Source organism: Solicola agrisoli, from assembly GCF_049059935.1.
GTDB lineage: Bacteria > Actinomycetota > Actinomycetes > Propionibacteriales > Nocardioidaceae > JAURVT01.
The window spans coordinates 1-14600 of sequence record NZ_JBMGQR010000093.1; the positions used below are offsets into that span (position 1 = coordinate 1).

Consider the following 14600-nt stretch of genomic DNA (forward strand, 5'->3'; position numbering starts at 1 on the left):
CCCCGTCGACCTCACCTGGCCCGGCGGGCTGTTCGCGCCCGGCCAGCTGGTCGAGGGCCACCACCTGCTGCCCGACGTCCAGAAGGCCGCGGTCGACGCAGGCGCCCCGCACCCCGCCGCGGTCGGCGGACCGTACGGGTCCGACCTGCGCCAGTACGCCTACGCCGGCATCGCCACGCTGCAGTACGGCCCCGGCAGCATCGAGCACGCCCACTCGGTCGACGAGCGCGTCGACGTCGACGACGTCATGGCCTGCGCCCGCACCTACGCCCTGCTCGCCCTGCGGCAGTGCACCTGACGCTCAGCCGACGACGAACGCGCGGGCGGCGAGGACGTGCGCCAGGCAGGTCTCCTCGTCGGGCGCCGGGACGCGCACCCACTCGCGCATCCGGCGTCCCGACGGCGAGCAGGGCTCGCCCGCACCGGTCTCGATGAGCTCGGCCACCCGCGGCGCCGGCAGCTTGACGATGACGCCGTCGCCGGCGACGAACGCGTAGAACCTGCCCGCCGGGCCCTTGAGCCCGGGCGAGCGGAGCATCAGCCCCTCGTCGTCCTCCGGGTGCTCGGCCAGGACGCGGCCGCACACCGCGTCGAAGACCCGGTCGGTGGTGGTGGTCTCGCGTGCCATCGCCTCGCTCCTCGGCTGCCGGTCCGGTCCCAGCATGCCGGGCGAGGCGTCTGGCCGGAAGCCCTTCCCGGCCTGCTCCGACGGGTCTACCGTCGGCACGTGGCGACGCGGGGGCGACGACGGGCAGAGCGAGTGCGTCGCAAGGCGCGCCCCGACGACGGCCTCGTCGACGGCGCGCTCGACGTCCCAGCGTCCCGCTGGCGCTCCTCGCGGCGTCGCGCCCGGACCCTGGTGGTCGTGACGACCGCCCTCGGCCTGCTGGTCTGGGCCGCGTGCTGCGCGGTCGTGCAGACGCTCTGGCCGCCGCTGCTGCTGTCGCCCGGGGGCCTGGTGGTGGTCCTGGCCTCGTCCCTCCTCGCCGCCGCCGGCTCCTACCGCCTCGGGCGACGCCTGGCCGCTCGCGCCGTCCGCACGACGCTGGACGAGCTGCGGGCGGTGCTGTCGGACACGCGTCCCACGCAGCCGCGCTGGTGGACGCACGACCAGCACCTCGACCTGGTGCTCGGGCGCGAGACCGTCCTGCTCCGCCGAGGGCGACGCGTGGTCGTGTCGGCCGACGTGCACGGCGGGGCGGTCCTGCTGGCGACGTCGGTCGCAGTCACCGGCGGCCACGGGTACCCCGTCGACCCGGCGGTCCCCGGCACCTACGTCGACTTCTCCGGCGCCGGCGGCTGGTCCGACGGCGGTGGCGGGGGTGGCGGCGACGGGGGTGGCGGCGGGTCCTGCTGACCGCCCGAAGTTTCCCAGGTATACCTGGGAAACTTCGCCTGGCACGGAGAACTTTCCAGGTGCCGGGACGGTTTCCCACGTATACCTGGGAAGCTTCGTCAGCGGCGGGGAGGGCGGACGGCGGACGCGACCTGGTCGGCCATGGCCTGGGAGCGGGGGTCGGGCTGGGCGCGGAGGCCGGCGACGACGCCGGCGCGGTCGGCCTCGGAGCGGTTCTGGCTGAGCTTGGCCTTGGCCTCGACGCGGGTGACGGTCATCTCGAGGCCGACGATCGCGCGCAGCTGGCCGGCGACGAAGGCGGCGGGGGCGTCCTCGACGGCCCACGGCGCCTGCCGCGTCGACTCGTGCGCCAGCGTCAGGCGGGTGACGGCGTCGCGCACCCAGTCGGGGTCGTCGTGCACGCGCACGGTGCCGGTCAGGTGCACGGCGGAGTAGTTCCAGGTCGGCACCACGCGCCCGTGCTCGGCCTTGGCGGCGTACCAGGACGGCGTGACGTAGGCCTGCGCGCCCGAGACGATCGCGAGCGCGGGGGCGTCGTCGGCGATCGTGGTCCAGTGCTCGTTGGCGCGGGCCATGTGCGCCACGACGGTCGAGCCGTCCTCGCTCCACAGCACGGGCAGCAGCGTCGAGACGGGCACGCCGTCCGGCCCGACGGTCACCAGGTCGGCGGCACCGACGCCCTCGACCATCGCCCGCACCGCGTCCGGGTCGTCGACCCGGTTGGCTGGGGGGACGTACACGGCAGGCTCAGCGACCGTCCTTGCGGCGCTCGAGCATGCGGCGCACGCGCGCCTGGTCCTGCCCGAGCATCTTGGACAGCAGCGGCACGCGGAAGTAGAACGCCGCACCCAGGGCGATGACGACGAGCAGGAAGATCAGCATGTCTCCAGCGTACCGAGCACGCGGGCGCCGCGGCCCGGACGCACGACGTCCCTCCCGGCGACGGGCCGGGAGGGACGTGCGTGGTGGTGCGGGTGTCAGCAGGACGACTTGTAGACCGCGTCCTTGGCATCACCGTCGACGTTGTCCTTGGTGATGATCGTGAAGCCGGTCTGGATGTCCTTCTCGGTGGAGTCGCCGTCGATCGCCTTGATGGCCTGCTCGACGCCGTCCTTGCCGATGGTGGCGGGCTGCTGGGCGATGAGCGCCTGGACGGTGCCCTCCTTCAGCGCCTTGACCTGCGCCGGGCCGGCGTCGAAGCCGACGATCTTGACCTGGTCCTGCTTGCCGGCCTGACGGATGCCGGTGGCCGAGCCCTCGGCGGCGAACAGGTTGGTGGCGAAGACGCCGACGATGTCGGGGTCCTTCTGCAGGGCGGCCGTGACGAGCTGCGCGGCGCGCGACGGCTCGTTGCGGCTGTACTGCACGCCCAGGTACTGGAAGGAGGAGTCGGCGTCGACGGCGTCCTTGAAGCCCTTGACGCGTGCGTCGACCGTCGAGACGCCCGGGTCGGTCGAGATGACCAGCACCTTGCCGCCGTCGGGGTTGAGCTGCTTGATGGCGTCGAACGCCGCCTTGCCGCCACCCACGTTGTCCGACGAGACCGCCGACGACGCGAAGGACGGGTCCTCCACGGTGGTGTCGACGAGGACGACCTTGATGCCCGCGTCGGCCGCGGCCTTGAGCGGGGCCTGCATGGCCGAGACGTCGGTCGGCGCGATCAGCAGCGCGTCGGGCTTGGAGGCCACGACGGAGTCGACGATCGGCTTCTGCAGCGTCGGGTCGAACTTCTCCGGGCCCTGGACGTCGACGGTCGCGCCGAGCTTCTTGGCCTCCGCCTCGATGCCGCAGCGCATCGAGATGTAGAACTCGTCGCCGGCCACACCCTGCACGAACGCGATCGACTTGGAGTCGCTGCCGCCGCTGCCCGAGGAGCCGCTGCCGGAGTCCTCGGCCGCGCCACACGCGGCGAGCAGTCCGGTGGCGAGGACCGCCGACGACGCGAGCGCCAGGGTCTTGGTGATACCTCTCATGGTCATTCTCCTTGCTCCACGGGGGAGGTCTTCTTGGCTCCGGGACGGAACCGTGGGTGTGTGGACTTCTTTCCGCCGCGCGCCGCTGACGCGCGTCGGACCTGGTCGACGTAGACGGCGGCGATGAGCACCGCTCCCACGGCGACCTGCTGCCAGAACGGCTGGATGCCGACGATGACGAACCCGTTCTGGAGCACGGCGGGGATGAACAGGCCGACGACGGTGCCGAAGATGGTCCCGACGCCGCCGAACAGCGACGTGCCACCGATGACGACGGCGGCGATGACGTTGAGGTTGGTCTGGGTCTGCCCGGCGATCGCGGTGGTGCCGAACTGCGCGAGGAACAACACGCCGGCGAAGCCCGACAGGACGCCCGACAGCGCGTAGACCTTGATCAGGTGCCGGTCGACCTTGACGCCGACGCGGCGCGCCGACTCCTCGTTCGACCCGACGGCGTAGGTGTAGCGGCCGAAGCGGGTGTGGTGGAGGACGACGATGCCGAGCGCCACGACCACGACGGCGATCACGGTGAGGACGGGAAGCTGGCCGACGACGTTGCCGTAGCCGATCTCGTCCTGCATCACCTGCGGCACCTCGCGGATGTCGACGCCCTTGGTGATGATCTGGGCCAGGCCGAGCGCCATGCCGAGCGAGCCCAGCGTGACGATCAGCGGCGGCACCTTAGCCTTGGCGATGAGGAACCCGTTGAACAGGCCCCACGCGAGCCCGGTGAGCAGCGAGACGCCGATGCCGACGAACGCCGTGCCCCAGCTGTCGCCGCCGACGGCGATCATCGCCTTGGCGCCGATCACGCCGGAGAACACCATCACCGACCCGATCGACAGGTCGATGCCCGACGTGACGATGACGAACGTCATGCCGACGCCGAGGATCGCGAGGATCGACGCGTTCAGGACGATCGAGCGGGCGTTGCCCACGTTGGCGAAGTTGTTCGGCGCCAGCGTCGAGAACACGATGACGATGACGAGCAGCACGAGCAGGATCTGGAACGCCTGCATCTTCACGACGCGCTGCACCAGCGACTCGCCGCCACCGCCCTCCTCGGGCGGGGGTGACGACGGCGCGGCCGCCGTCTGGGGTGTGCGGACCTCGGTGCTCATGCTGCTGCCCTCCCGGTGGCGCCGGTCATGGTGCCGACCAGCTCCTCCATCGACGTCTCACTGGTCTTGTAGGTCGCGACGCGGGCGCCCATGCGGAGCACCTGCACCCGGTCGGAGACCTCGATGACGTGCGGCATCGAGTGGCTGATGAACACGACGCCGACGCCCTGGTCGCGGACCCGCCTGATCGTGTCCAGCACGTTGGCCGTCTGCCGCACGCCGAGCGCCGCGGTGGGCTCGTCGAGGAAGACGACCTTGCTCGCCCAGTGCACCGCCCGGGCGATCGCGATCGCCTGACGCTGACCGCCGGACATCTGCCCGACGGGCGACACCAGGCTGCGCACGGTGGCGCCGAGGCGGTCGAACGCCTGACGCGCCTCGCCCCGCATCGCCTTGTTGTCCATGAACCCGAGCGCGCCGGCCAGGCCGGGGCGCATCAGCTCGCGTCCGAGGAACATGTTCTGCGTCGGGTCCAGGTGCGGGGCGAGCGCGAGGTCCTGGTAGACCGTCTCGATGCCGAGGGCGCTCGCGGTCATCGGGGTGTCGATGTCGCGCCGGATCCCGTCGAACAGGATCTCGCCGGAGTCGACGGCCAGGTTGCCCGAGAGCGCCTTGACCAGGGTCGACTTGCCGGCACCGTTGTCGCCGATGAGCGCGACGACCTCGCCGGCCTCCAGGTCGAAGTCGGTGCCGTCGAGAGCGGTGACCTGACCGAACTTGCGGGTCAGGCCACGGGCCTCCAGGACCGGGGTCACTTGGGGCTCACCTGGTTCCACGGGACCGCACGGCCCTCCATCGCGGACAGGCAGCCGTCGAGGCGGCGCTTGCCCTCGTCGGCGAGGTAGGCCTGGCGTGCCGAGCGCTCCATGCCCACGGCGTCCTTCCAGACCGAGCGGCCGGCGATGAAGCCCGACGCGCCACCCTCGTCGCAGGAGACGGTGATGACGTTGGTGAAGACGTCGAAGTCGACGCCCGCCGAGAGCACGGCCCACGGCGACTTGATCGACGACGCCAGCTTGCGGCACGCCTCGGGGCTGCCGGGGTACTCGAGCTTGAGCAGGTCGGGGTTGAGGGAGTCGAAGGCCACCGCGGCCTCGATGATCGCGTCGGCGCGGCGCTCGGGGGTGAGCGGCTCCTCCTCGGGCAGCGGGTAGATCAGGTTCTCGATCACCGACGGGACGCCGGCCGCGCGGCAGTCCTCGACGACGTCGCGGATGACGTCCATCGCCTCACCGACGAGGTCGGGCTCACCCTCGGCGTGCGGACGGTCGGCGCGGGTCTGGATCAGGAACTTGACGGCGCTGCCGCCCTGGTCGAGCACCCACTGGCCGTTGAGCTGCGGGTCGCGGGCCGGACGGGGCTCGTCGCCGTACTTGGGGCGGACCTCGGGCTCCGCGGCCACGAGGACACCGAACGTGCGGCTCTCGCGGTCGCCGACCAGGTCGAGCGCCGGGGTGCCGAACGTCGGGTCGAGCAGGAAGGCGCTCGCGGTGTCGCCGAGCGCGGAGATGACGTCGGCCTTGATGTCGACGAGCTCCTCGTGCGTCGGCGCGTCGATGCCGACCGCGGCGTACATCCGCTTGAGCGTGTTGCGCTGGTCCATCGCGACGACGGCGAAGGTGCCTTCGGGCGTCGCGATGTCCGCGAGGGTCGTGCGGGTGGTGGGGGTCGATGTCATCGGTGCTGTCCTTCACTGGTGGATGGGTCGTGCGCGCCGAACCGGGCGAGGTGGTCGGCGAGGTCGGTGGTGGTGGTGTCGGCGGCGAACGCGGCGACGACCGCCGCGCCGTAGCCGGTGGACTCCTCGCGCGCGGCGTACTGCACGCTCGGGAGGACGGCGCTGCGGGAGCGGCGGACGCTGGCCATGCCCGTCCAGCCGCCGGCGACGAGGGTCTCGCTCGCGGGCGGCACCTCGGCGTCCATGCGGGCGACGACGTCGCGGAGCAGCGCGCCGCCGTGCGCCAGGGTGGCGGCGAAGAGCGCGGCGGGGCTGAGCCCGTCGCCGTCGGCGCGCACCTGCAGCACGCCGTCGTCGTTGTAGGCGCCGGTGACGCTGAGCGCGTCGGCCGTCGCCCCTCCCCCGTCGGGCAGCTGCATGACGGCCTCGTCGAGCGCCGCGCGTCCGGCGGCGTCCGAGACGCCGACGAGCTGCAGGACCCGGCGCATCAGCAGGCCGGACTTGGTGCCGGCGAGCATGACGCCCCGGCCGGGGAGCAGGTGGCGCAGCACGTTGATCTCGTGGTCGGCCAGGCGCTGGCGCGCGTCGGCGTCGAGCGGGCCGTCGAGCACCCGGACGAGCGCCTCGGCCGTGCCCATCGAGTCGTACAGCTGGTCGGGCTGCAGCACGCCGGCCGAGACCGACGCGACGAGGTGGTCGTGGCCGGCCACGGTGAGCACGGCGCCCGACAGCTCGGGCTCGACCAGGCGCGACGCGCGTCCCCAGCTGCTGCCGGCGGTGCGCACGGGCGGCAGCAGGGAGGCGTCGACGCCGAGCCTCTCGACCGCGGTGGGCCAGACCTCGCCGGTGTCCTGGTCGACCAGACCGGTGCGCGCCGACAGCGAGACCTCGGCGGCCCGGTCGCCGCCGAGCGCCCACACGACGTACTCGGGCACGCTCAGCCACTGCAGGCCGGCGAGGTCGAGGCCGCTCGCGCGGTGGTGGAGCAGCTTGGCGAACGTGGCGAGCGGTCCGGACGGCAGTCCGGTGCGGCGGGTGAACTCGCGGCGCAGCTCGGTCGGGAGCGCCTCGACCTCCTCGTCGCCGCGCGGGTCGAACCAGGCCAGGATGGGGATGACAGCGTTGTCATCCCTGTCGAGCAAGACACCCGCCTCCGCCATGCCCGACACGCCGACGGCGGTCACCGGGCCGTCCCCGTCGCGCCGGCGCAGGTTCTCCACCAGCTCGCCGAGCAGGTCGCGCACCGACTCCAGCAGCACGGCGGGGTCCATCTGGGTGCGGCCGTGGCCGAGGTCGGTCCACGGGGTCGGACGACGCGCGCCGCACACCTCGTCGCCCTCGACGGTCACGGCGAGCGCCTTGACGTAGGTGGAGCCGACGTCGAGGCCGACCACGATCTCGGCGCTCATGCGTCGCTCCCCCGGCCCAGCGACGCGGGCCAGTCGACGCCGGGTCGTGCGACGAGCGCACGGACGTCTCCGGCCAGCGTCCAGTCGCCGAGCGCGGCGGGCACGGCCAGGACGTCGCCGCGGGCCACGACGTCGCTCCAGCCGGACGCCTCGAGGGTGCCCTCGCCGTCGAGCACCACCACGGCGGCGAAGCCGGCCGCGACCGCGGCGGGTGCGTCGGCCACGGGGGCCGCGACGTCGAGGCGGAAGAACGGGTCGGCGACGGCGGGCAGCGTCGAGGCCAGGTGGGCGTAGCGGGCGGTGAGGTCGGTGTGCACCGACAGCGCCGCGAGGTCGTCGGCGGCCAGCGCGGTGTGCGTCACCGTGGGCATCACGGCGTCGAACCCCAGGCCGAGGTGGGAGTCCTCGCGGCCCGACGTGGTCACCGACCACTCGAGCAGGATGGAGAAGTCGGTGGGCTCCTGCACCTCGGTGACGAAGACGCCCTGGCCGATCGCGTGGACGGTGCCGGCGGGCACCAGGATCCCGTCGCCGGGACGCACCTCGATGCGGTGCATCCGCTCGATCATCCACGCGCCGTCCTGCGCCTCGCGGCGGGCGACGAGCTCGTCGGGGTCGACGTCGTCCTCCCAGCCCAGGTAGACCGCGCCGTCGTCGGTGGCGTCGAGGACGAACCAGGCCTCGGTCTTGCCGTAGGGGCAGTCGAGGTGGCTCGCGGCGAACCCGCGGTCGGGGTGGACGTGGACGGGCAGGCGCTGGCCCGCGTCGAGCAGCTTGACCAGGATGCCGGTGTCGGCCTCGCTCACCCGCGCGCCGGCGGCGTCGGGGCCGACCCAGGCGTCGGGGTCGGCGGCGACGAGGTCGCGCAGGAGGTCGCCGTCGACCGTGCTGGCCAGCCCGCGCGGGGCCTCGCCGACGCGCGGCACCGTGGCGGCCACCCACTCCTCGGGCTGGCGCGGCGACGTCGTCTCGATGCCCCGCAGCGCGGCGATCTTGGCGCCACCGGCGTAGAAGTGGTCGACCAGGTTGGGGGCGAGCCGGACGGGCTTCATGCGGGCACCTCGATCTCTCCTGATCCGCGCGGGATCAGCTCGGCGGGGACGACCACGCGCTCGGCGGGGCCGATGCGGTCGCGCCCCTCGTCGAGACCGAGACGGCGGAGCAGCTGGGTGGTGGCGACGGCCCCGATGCGGTGGGGGTCCTGGTCGACGCAGGTGACGGCGGGCTCGAGCGTGCGCGCGAGCGGGAAGTCGCCGAAGCTGACGAGCGCGATGTCGGTGCGCCCGAGGGTGTGCAGGGCGTGCACCACGCCGAGGCTCGCGCGGGGGTTGGCCGAGAAGATCGCGGTGGGCGGGTCGGCCGCGAGCAGCTGGTGGACGGCGCGCTCGGCGGCGTCCTCCTCGGCCTGGCCGGCGGGCACGAGCGCGGGGTCGACGGCGACGCCCGCCGCCTGCAGCGCGTCGTGGTAGCCGTCGAGCCGGTCGCTCGTGGTGGGGAAGCGCTCGTCGCGGCCGACGAAGGCGATGCGCCGGTGGCCGTGGGCGAGCAGGTGCTCGATCGCCCAACGGGTGGCGCCGCGGTCGTCGACGAGCACCGCGTCGTAGCCCTCGATCTCGAACGACCGGTCGACCAGCACCATCGGGAACGAGCTGCGGTAGCGCGCCAGGTACTCGTGGTCGCCGACCACCGGCGCGAGGATCAGGCCGCGGACCTGCTGCATCGCCATCCGCTCGACCTGGCTGCGCTCGCGGGCGTGCGTGTAGCCGGTGCTGCCGAAGACCACGGTGAGGCCGGACTCCAGGGCGGTGGACTCGACGGCGCTGGTGAGCGCGGCGAAGAACGGGTCGGCGATCTTGTCGATGACCACGCCGATGGTGTCGCCGGTGCCGGCCTTGAGGTTGCGGGCCACGGTGTTGGGCACGTAGTGGAGGCGGTCGACGACCTCCTGGACGTGGACGCGGAGGTCGTCGCGCACCTGCACCGAGCCGTTGACGACGCGTGAGACGGTCTTGATGCTGACGCCCGCCTCGGCGGCGACGTCATGCAGCGTGGGACGGCGGTCGCTCATGCCGACACCGCCTGCGTGCGGACGTCGAGCTCGGCGACGCGGGCGGCGTCGACGCGTCCGGCCCGCACCTGCTCGACGGCGGCACCGGCCACCGCGACGGCGTGCGCGACCGCGGTGGGCCAGTCGCCGTCGTCGGTGAGCGAGGCCGTCAGGCCGCCGACGAACGAGTCGCCGGCGCCGATCGGGTTGGCGACGTCGACCGCGGGGGCGTCGGTCCACGTGGTGCCGTGGGCGTCGGCGTAGGCCGCGCCCTGGGAGCCGGCGGTGACGACGGCGCGACGCGCACCCCGGGCCACGAGGTCGACCGCCGCGGCGAGCGCGCGTCCGCGGTACTCCTCGCGGTCGCCGGCCTGGTCGGACGACTCGGTGACGACGCCGGTGAGCAGGCCCTCGGCCTCCTCGAGGTTGGGCGTGACGACGTCGGGGCCGTGGGCGAGCGTGGCGGCGAGCACCTCGCGCGCGGCGTCGACCACGGACACGACGCCGTGGCGGCGGGCGAGGTCGCACAGACGGCCGTACGCGTCGAGGGGCAGGCCGGGCGGCAGGCTGCCCGAGCAGACCAGGACGCGGTGGCCGCCGGTGGCGAGCGCGCCGTCGACGGCGGTGAGCAGGTCGGCCAGCTCGGCCTCGCCCACCTGCGGGCCGGGCTCGTTGAGCACGGTGGCGCGGGTGCTGGCCTCGAGCACGATGGTGGCGCTGCGGACCTCGCCGGGCACGGCGACGGGCAGGACCTCGGCGCCCTCCTCGGCGAGGAGGTCGGTGAGCGCGGCCCCCTGGCGCTCGGCGACCAGGCCGACGAGCAGCGGCCGGTGGCCGAGGTCGCGGAGCGTGCGCGAGACGTTGACGCCCTTGCCGCCGGCCGTCACCTCGACGCGGGAGGGTCGCGAGACCGTCCCGGCGGCGAACTCCTCGACCCACAGCGTGCGGTCGAAGCAGAGGTTCGGGGTGACGACGATCATCGGGTCCTTCTCGTCTCGACATGAGGGACGGCGTGTGAGCCAGGCCACCTGCGGCGGTGGTAGGCGCTACTGTGACCCACGGATGACAACGTTGTCCAGCCCCCCGCCGAAACTCGTCAGAAACACCCCGCCGACCAGAAGGCCTGCCGATGACCACCCTCCCCGCCTCCGCCTCGCGCCTGGGCAAGCTGCGTCGACTCCAGCGCGTGAGCGACGCCGACGGCTTCATGCGCGTCGCCGCGATCGACCACCCCGAGAACTACCTGGCGCTGTTCGACCCCGACCTGTCGCAGGTCTCCTTCGACGAGGTCGTGGAGTCCAAGCTCGAGCTCGTGCAGGCGATGGCCGCGGTGTCGACGGCAGTGCTCGTGGACCCCGTGTGGTCGTTCGGGCAGGGCGTGCTCAGCGGCGCGATCCCCGCGTCCACCGGCGTGATCACCGGCCTGGAGCACCTCGCCTACTCCCCCCAGGGCTTCGGCACCGAGACCGTGCTGCGCGAGCGCTGGACGGTGCCGGTGCTGTCGCGCCTGGGGATCGACGCCGCGAAGCTCGTGGTGTTCTACCGCTCGGAGCGGGCCGACGTCAGCGCGTCGCAGCTGAAGCTGGTGAGCGACGTCGTGGCGCAGTGCGACGAGGCCGAGGTGCCCCTCGTCGTCGAGCCGCTCTGGTACCCGCTCGAGGGGGAGAGCCTGGACGACCCGGCCGTCCGGGCCGCCCGGATCGAGGCGATCGTGGAGTCGACGTCGGTGTTCGCCGACCTCGGCGTCGACGTCATGAAGGTCGAGTTCCCCGGCTACGTCGGCGACGACGCGGCCGAGGCCGCCGCGGCCGAGGCGTGCGCCCGGCTCGACGCCTCGATCGACGTGCCGTGGGTGCTGCTCTCGTCGTCGGCGACGTTCGAGCAGTTCCGCACCCAGCTGCGCATCGCGGCGGGCGCGGGCGCGTGCGGCTTCATGGCCGGCCGGGCGATCTGGGGCGACGCGGTGGGCCGCTACGACGCCGAGCGACGTGCCGCCGGGGCGCGCGCGGCCGTCGAGCGTCTGGAGTCGTTGCACGCGGTGCTGCGCGAGCACGGCCGCGGCTGGACGACGCCCGTCAGCGTCGCGGAGTCGGCGCGGGCCCTCCCCGCCGACTGGCACGAGACCTACTGACCGTGCGCGCGTTCGTCGTCGCGGGGCCGGCCGGGGCGGGCAAGTCCACGCTGGGCGCCGCCCTCGCGCGGCGGGCGCACGCGGCGCTCGTCGACCTCGACACCCTCACCAACCCGTTGCTCGACGCGCTCGGCGACGCCGTCGCGCCGGGCGGTCACTGGAACGACGACGCACTGCGTCCGGTCGTCCGCCCGGCCCGCTACGCGGCGCTGCGGGCGACGGCGAGGGCGCAGGTCCAGGCGGGCGTCGACGTCGTCCTGGTGGCGCCGTTCACCGCCGAGCTCGCGGGCGGGGACGACTGGAGCCTGCTTGAGACGTCGCTCGTGCCCGCCGCCGTCACGGTGGTCTGGCTCGACGCCTCCCCCGCGCTGCGCGACGCTCGGGTGCGCGCCCGCGGCGAGCGGCGCGACGCCGCCACCGTCCCCGCCGAGGTGCCGCCCCCCGGCGTCCCCCACGTCCGCGTCGACGCCGCCCTGGCCACCGCCGACCAGGTGTCGCACGTCCTCGGCGACTGCTGACCCGCCCCTCTCGCCACGTCCCGCCACCTCCCGTCACCCGTCGTCGAGATACGGCTTCTGCACCACGATGAGCCGGATCGTGGTGCAGGACCCGTATCTCGGCGACTCAGGTGGGCGGGCCCGGACGCACGAACGGCGCCCCGGCCGAGGCCGGGACGCCGTGCGCGTGGTGCAGGTGAGGCAGGTGGTCAGGGACTCAGAAGTCCATGCCGCCCATGCCGCCCATGTCGGGCGCGCCACCACCGGCGGCGGCCGGCTCGGGCTTGTCCGCGATGACGGCCTCGGTGGTGAGGAACAGCGCCGCGATGGACGCCGCGTTCTGCAGCGCCGAGCGCGTGACCTTGGCGGGGTCGAGGACGCCCGCCGCGATCAGGTCGACGTACTCGCCGGTGGCCGCGTTGAGGCCGTGACCGGGCTCGAGGCCCGCGACCTTCTCCGCGACGACGCCGCCCTCGAGGCCGGCGTTGATGGCGATCTGCTTCAGCGGGGCCGAGGCGGCCTTGCGCACGATCTGCGCGCCGGTGGCCTCGTCGCCCTCGAGGTCGAGCTTCTCGAACGCCAGCGCGGTGGCCTGGACGAGCGCCACGCCACCTCCGGCGACGATGCCCTCCTCGACGGCGGCCTTCGCGTTGCGGACGGCGTCCTCGATGCGGTGCTTGCGCTCCTTGAGCTCGACCTCGGTGGCCGCGCCGACCTTGATGACGGCGACGCCGCCGGCCAGCTTGGCGAGGCGCTCCTGGAGCTTCTCGCGGTCGTAGTCGGAGTCCGAGTTCTCGATCTCCGCACGAATCTGCGCGACGCGACCGGCGATCTGGTCGGCGTCGCCCGCACCCTCGACGATGGTGGTCTCGTCCTTGGTCACCACGATCTTGCGCGCGGTGCCGAGCAGCGACAGGTCGGCGTTCTCGAGCTTGAGACCGACCTCCTCGCTGATGACCTGACCACCGGTGAGGATGGCGATGTCGTTCAGCATGGCCTTGCGGCGGTCACCGAAGCCGGGCGCCTTGACGGCGACGGACTTGAAGGTGCCACGGACCTTGTTCACGACGAGCGTGGCCAGGGCCTCGCCCTCGAGGTCCTCGGCGATGATCGCGAGGGCCTTGCCGGACTGCATGACCTTCTCGAGCACCGGGACGAGGTCCTTGGCGCCGGCGATCTTGGAGTTGACGATGAGGACGTACGGGTCCTCGAGGACGGCCTCCATGCGCTCGGCGTCGGTCCAGAAGTAGGGCGAGATGTAGCCCTTGTCGAACCGCATGCCCTCGGTGAGCTCGAGGTCGAGGCCGAACGTGTTCGACTCCTCGACGGTGATGACGCCTTCCTTGCCGACCTTGTCCATGGCCTCGGCGATCATCTGGCCGACCTGCGGGTCGGCAGCCGAGATGGAGGCGGTGGAGGCGATCTGCTCCTTGGTCTCCACGTCCTTGGCGAGGTTCAGCAGCTGCTCGCTGACGGCCTCGACGGCCTTCTCGATGCCCTTCTTGAGGGCGATCGGGTTGGCGCCGGCGGCGACGTTGCGCAGGCCCTCGCGCACGAGCGCCTGGGCCAGGACGGTGGCGGTGGTGGTGCCGTCGCCCGCGACGTCGTCGGTCTTCTTGGCGACCTCCTTGACGAGCTCGGCACCGATCTTCTCGTAGGGGTCCTCGAGCTCGATCTCCTTGGCGATGGAGACGCCGTCGTTGGTGATCGTGGGGGCGCCCCACTTCTTCTCGAGGACGACGTTGCGGCCCTTGGGGCCGAGGGTCACCTTGACGGCGTCGGCGAGGGTGTTCATGCCCCGCTCGAGGCCGCGACGGGCTTCCTCGTTGAAAGCGATGGTCTTTGACATGTGTGGGAGTTCTCCGCGTCTGTGCGTCGGAACCGGTGGTCCGGCCGGTGCCCGCGACGGACGGACCGCGTCCACGGCGAACCCTTCTCGCCGCGACCTCGGACCTCACGGACCGGACCCGTATGACAGGTCGTGCTGGCACTCCACGTGTGGGAGTGCCAGCTCCCATCTTGGCACTCTGCCCCGGCGAGTGCAAACGCCTCAGGCGGTGCGCGGCACCCGGTCGGCGGGAAGCGTCTCGGGCAGCCCGAACCGCTCGAACAGCGACAGGTCGAAGTAGACGACGACGTGCTCGACGCCGTCCTCGCCCAGCTGGAGCTGCTGGATCTGGAAGGCGCGGTGCACGCCGTCCTCGCCGCGCATGTAGAGCCCGAAGCACGGCTGGCCGTTGGCCGAGACCGGGACGAGCACCTGGTCGCCGGGGCCCTGCGCCGGGCAGTTGACCTTGATGAGCGTGCCGATCTGCTCGGCGCCGCGGTACCAGCCGTCGAAGGGCGGCATCTCCCAGACGGCGTCCTCGGCGAGCAACGAGACGATG

At 72.9% G+C, this 14600-nt stretch carries 16 protein-coding genes and 1 pseudogene; 4 read left to right on the forward strand and 13 right to left on the reverse strand.

Annotation, left to right across the window (positions count from 1 at the left end; genetic code table 11):
* Positions 1 to 298: M20/M25/M40 family metallo-hydrolase (locus tag ACI6PP_RS20815; protein WP_421113617.1), on the forward strand; the 298-nt coding region annotated here is incomplete at its 5' end.
* A 3-nt stretch (positions 299 to 301) separates the two neighbouring features.
* Here the strand turns inward: ACI6PP_RS20815 and ACI6PP_RS20820 are convergent.
* The gene (locus ACI6PP_RS20820; RefSeq protein ID WP_421113618.1) at positions 302 to 628 is read right to left on the reverse strand and encodes a hypothetical protein; all 327 of its coding nucleotides are present in this window, start codon (positions 626 to 628) and stop codon (positions 302 to 304) included.
* 99 nt (positions 629 to 727) lie between these two features.
* Here ACI6PP_RS20820 and ACI6PP_RS20825 point away from each other — a divergent pair, with 99 nt between their 5' ends.
* Positions 728 to 1357 (forward strand): hypothetical protein, encoded by a 630-nt coding sequence (locus ACI6PP_RS20825; protein WP_421113619.1) that lies wholly within the window; start codon positions 728 to 730, stop codon positions 1355 to 1357.
* A 98-nt stretch (positions 1358 to 1455) separates the two neighbouring features.
* Here the strand turns inward: ACI6PP_RS20825 and ACI6PP_RS20830 are convergent, their stop codons facing one another.
* The 10 genes from ACI6PP_RS20830 to ACI6PP_RS20875 all read right to left on the reverse strand — a co-directional run bounded on the left by ACI6PP_RS20830 (position 1456) and on the right by ACI6PP_RS20875 (position 10565).
* On the reverse strand, positions 1456 to 2097 hold the full coding sequence (locus ACI6PP_RS20830) for an FMN-binding negative transcriptional regulator (RefSeq protein WP_421113620.1): 642 nt from the start codon (positions 2095 to 2097) through the stop codon (positions 1456 to 1458).
* Positions 2098 to 2104: 7 nt separating this feature from the next.
* Complete coding sequence (locus ACI6PP_RS20835) at positions 2105 to 2239, reverse strand: hypothetical protein (protein ID WP_421113622.1); 135 nt, start codon at positions 2237 to 2239, stop codon at positions 2105 to 2107.
* A 95-nt stretch (positions 2240 to 2334) separates the two neighbouring features.
* On the reverse strand, positions 2335 to 3330 hold the full coding sequence (locus ACI6PP_RS20840) for an ABC transporter substrate-binding protein (RefSeq protein ID WP_421113623.1): 996 nt from the start codon (positions 3328 to 3330) through the stop codon (positions 2335 to 2337).
* A gap of 2 nt (positions 3331 to 3332) precedes the next feature.
* Entirely contained in the window at positions 3333 to 4451 is a 1119-nt protein-coding gene (locus ACI6PP_RS20845; protein WP_421113624.1) for an ABC transporter permease, read from the reverse strand.
* A complete protein-coding gene (locus ACI6PP_RS20850) occupies positions 4448 to 5206 on the reverse strand; it encodes an ATP-binding cassette domain-containing protein (protein ID WP_421113625.1) in 759 nt (252 codons plus the stop codon). The genes ACI6PP_RS20845 and ACI6PP_RS20850 overlap by 4 nt, the downstream gene beginning before the upstream one ends.
* Positions 5203 to 6129, reverse strand: coding sequence for a hypothetical protein (locus ACI6PP_RS20855; protein ID WP_421113626.1), 927 nt, complete (start codon positions 6127 to 6129; stop codon positions 5203 to 5205). The genes ACI6PP_RS20850 and ACI6PP_RS20855 overlap by 4 nt, the downstream gene beginning before the upstream one ends.
* On the reverse strand, positions 6126 to 7538 hold the full coding sequence (locus ACI6PP_RS20860) for an FGGY-family carbohydrate kinase (protein ID WP_421113627.1): 1413 nt from the start codon (positions 7536 to 7538) through the stop codon (positions 6126 to 6128). Before ACI6PP_RS20860 ends, ACI6PP_RS20855 begins: the two co-directional genes overlap by 4 nt.
* Entirely contained in the window at positions 7535 to 8590 is a 1056-nt protein-coding gene (locus ACI6PP_RS20865; protein WP_421113628.1) for a class I mannose-6-phosphate isomerase, read from the reverse strand. Before ACI6PP_RS20865 ends, ACI6PP_RS20860 begins: the two co-directional genes overlap by 4 nt.
* Entirely contained in the window at positions 8587 to 9606 is a 1020-nt protein-coding gene (locus ACI6PP_RS20870; protein ID WP_421113629.1) for a LacI family DNA-binding transcriptional regulator, read from the reverse strand. Before ACI6PP_RS20870 ends, ACI6PP_RS20865 begins: the two co-directional genes overlap by 4 nt.
* Entirely contained in the window at positions 9603 to 10565 is a 963-nt protein-coding gene (locus ACI6PP_RS20875; protein ID WP_421113630.1) for a 1-phosphofructokinase family hexose kinase, read from the reverse strand. Before ACI6PP_RS20875 ends, ACI6PP_RS20870 begins: the two co-directional genes overlap by 4 nt.
* Positions 10566 to 10714: 149 nt before the next feature.
* Between ACI6PP_RS20875 and ACI6PP_RS20880 the strand changes: the two genes are divergently transcribed.
* Positions 10715 to 11716 (forward strand): tagatose 1,6-diphosphate aldolase, encoded by a 1002-nt coding sequence (locus tag ACI6PP_RS20880; RefSeq protein ID WP_421113631.1) that lies wholly within the window; start codon positions 10715 to 10717, stop codon positions 11714 to 11716.
* Between the two features lie 2 nt (positions 11717 to 11718).
* A complete protein-coding gene (locus ACI6PP_RS20885) occupies positions 11719 to 12234 on the forward strand; it encodes a P-loop nucleotide/nucleoside kinase family protein (RefSeq protein ID WP_421113632.1) in 516 nt (171 codons plus the stop codon).
* A gap of 196 nt (positions 12235 to 12430) precedes the next feature.
* Here the strand turns inward: ACI6PP_RS20885 and groL are convergent, their stop codons facing one another.
* Positions 12431 to 14062, reverse strand: coding sequence for a chaperonin GroEL (gene groL, locus ACI6PP_RS20890; protein WP_421113633.1), 1632 nt, complete (start codon positions 14060 to 14062; stop codon positions 12431 to 12433).
* Positions 14063 to 14263: 201 nt separating this feature from the next.
* Positions 14264 to 14600, reverse strand: a pseudogene (locus tag ACI6PP_RS20895) (RNA polymerase subunit sigma-70); the annotation flags it as partial.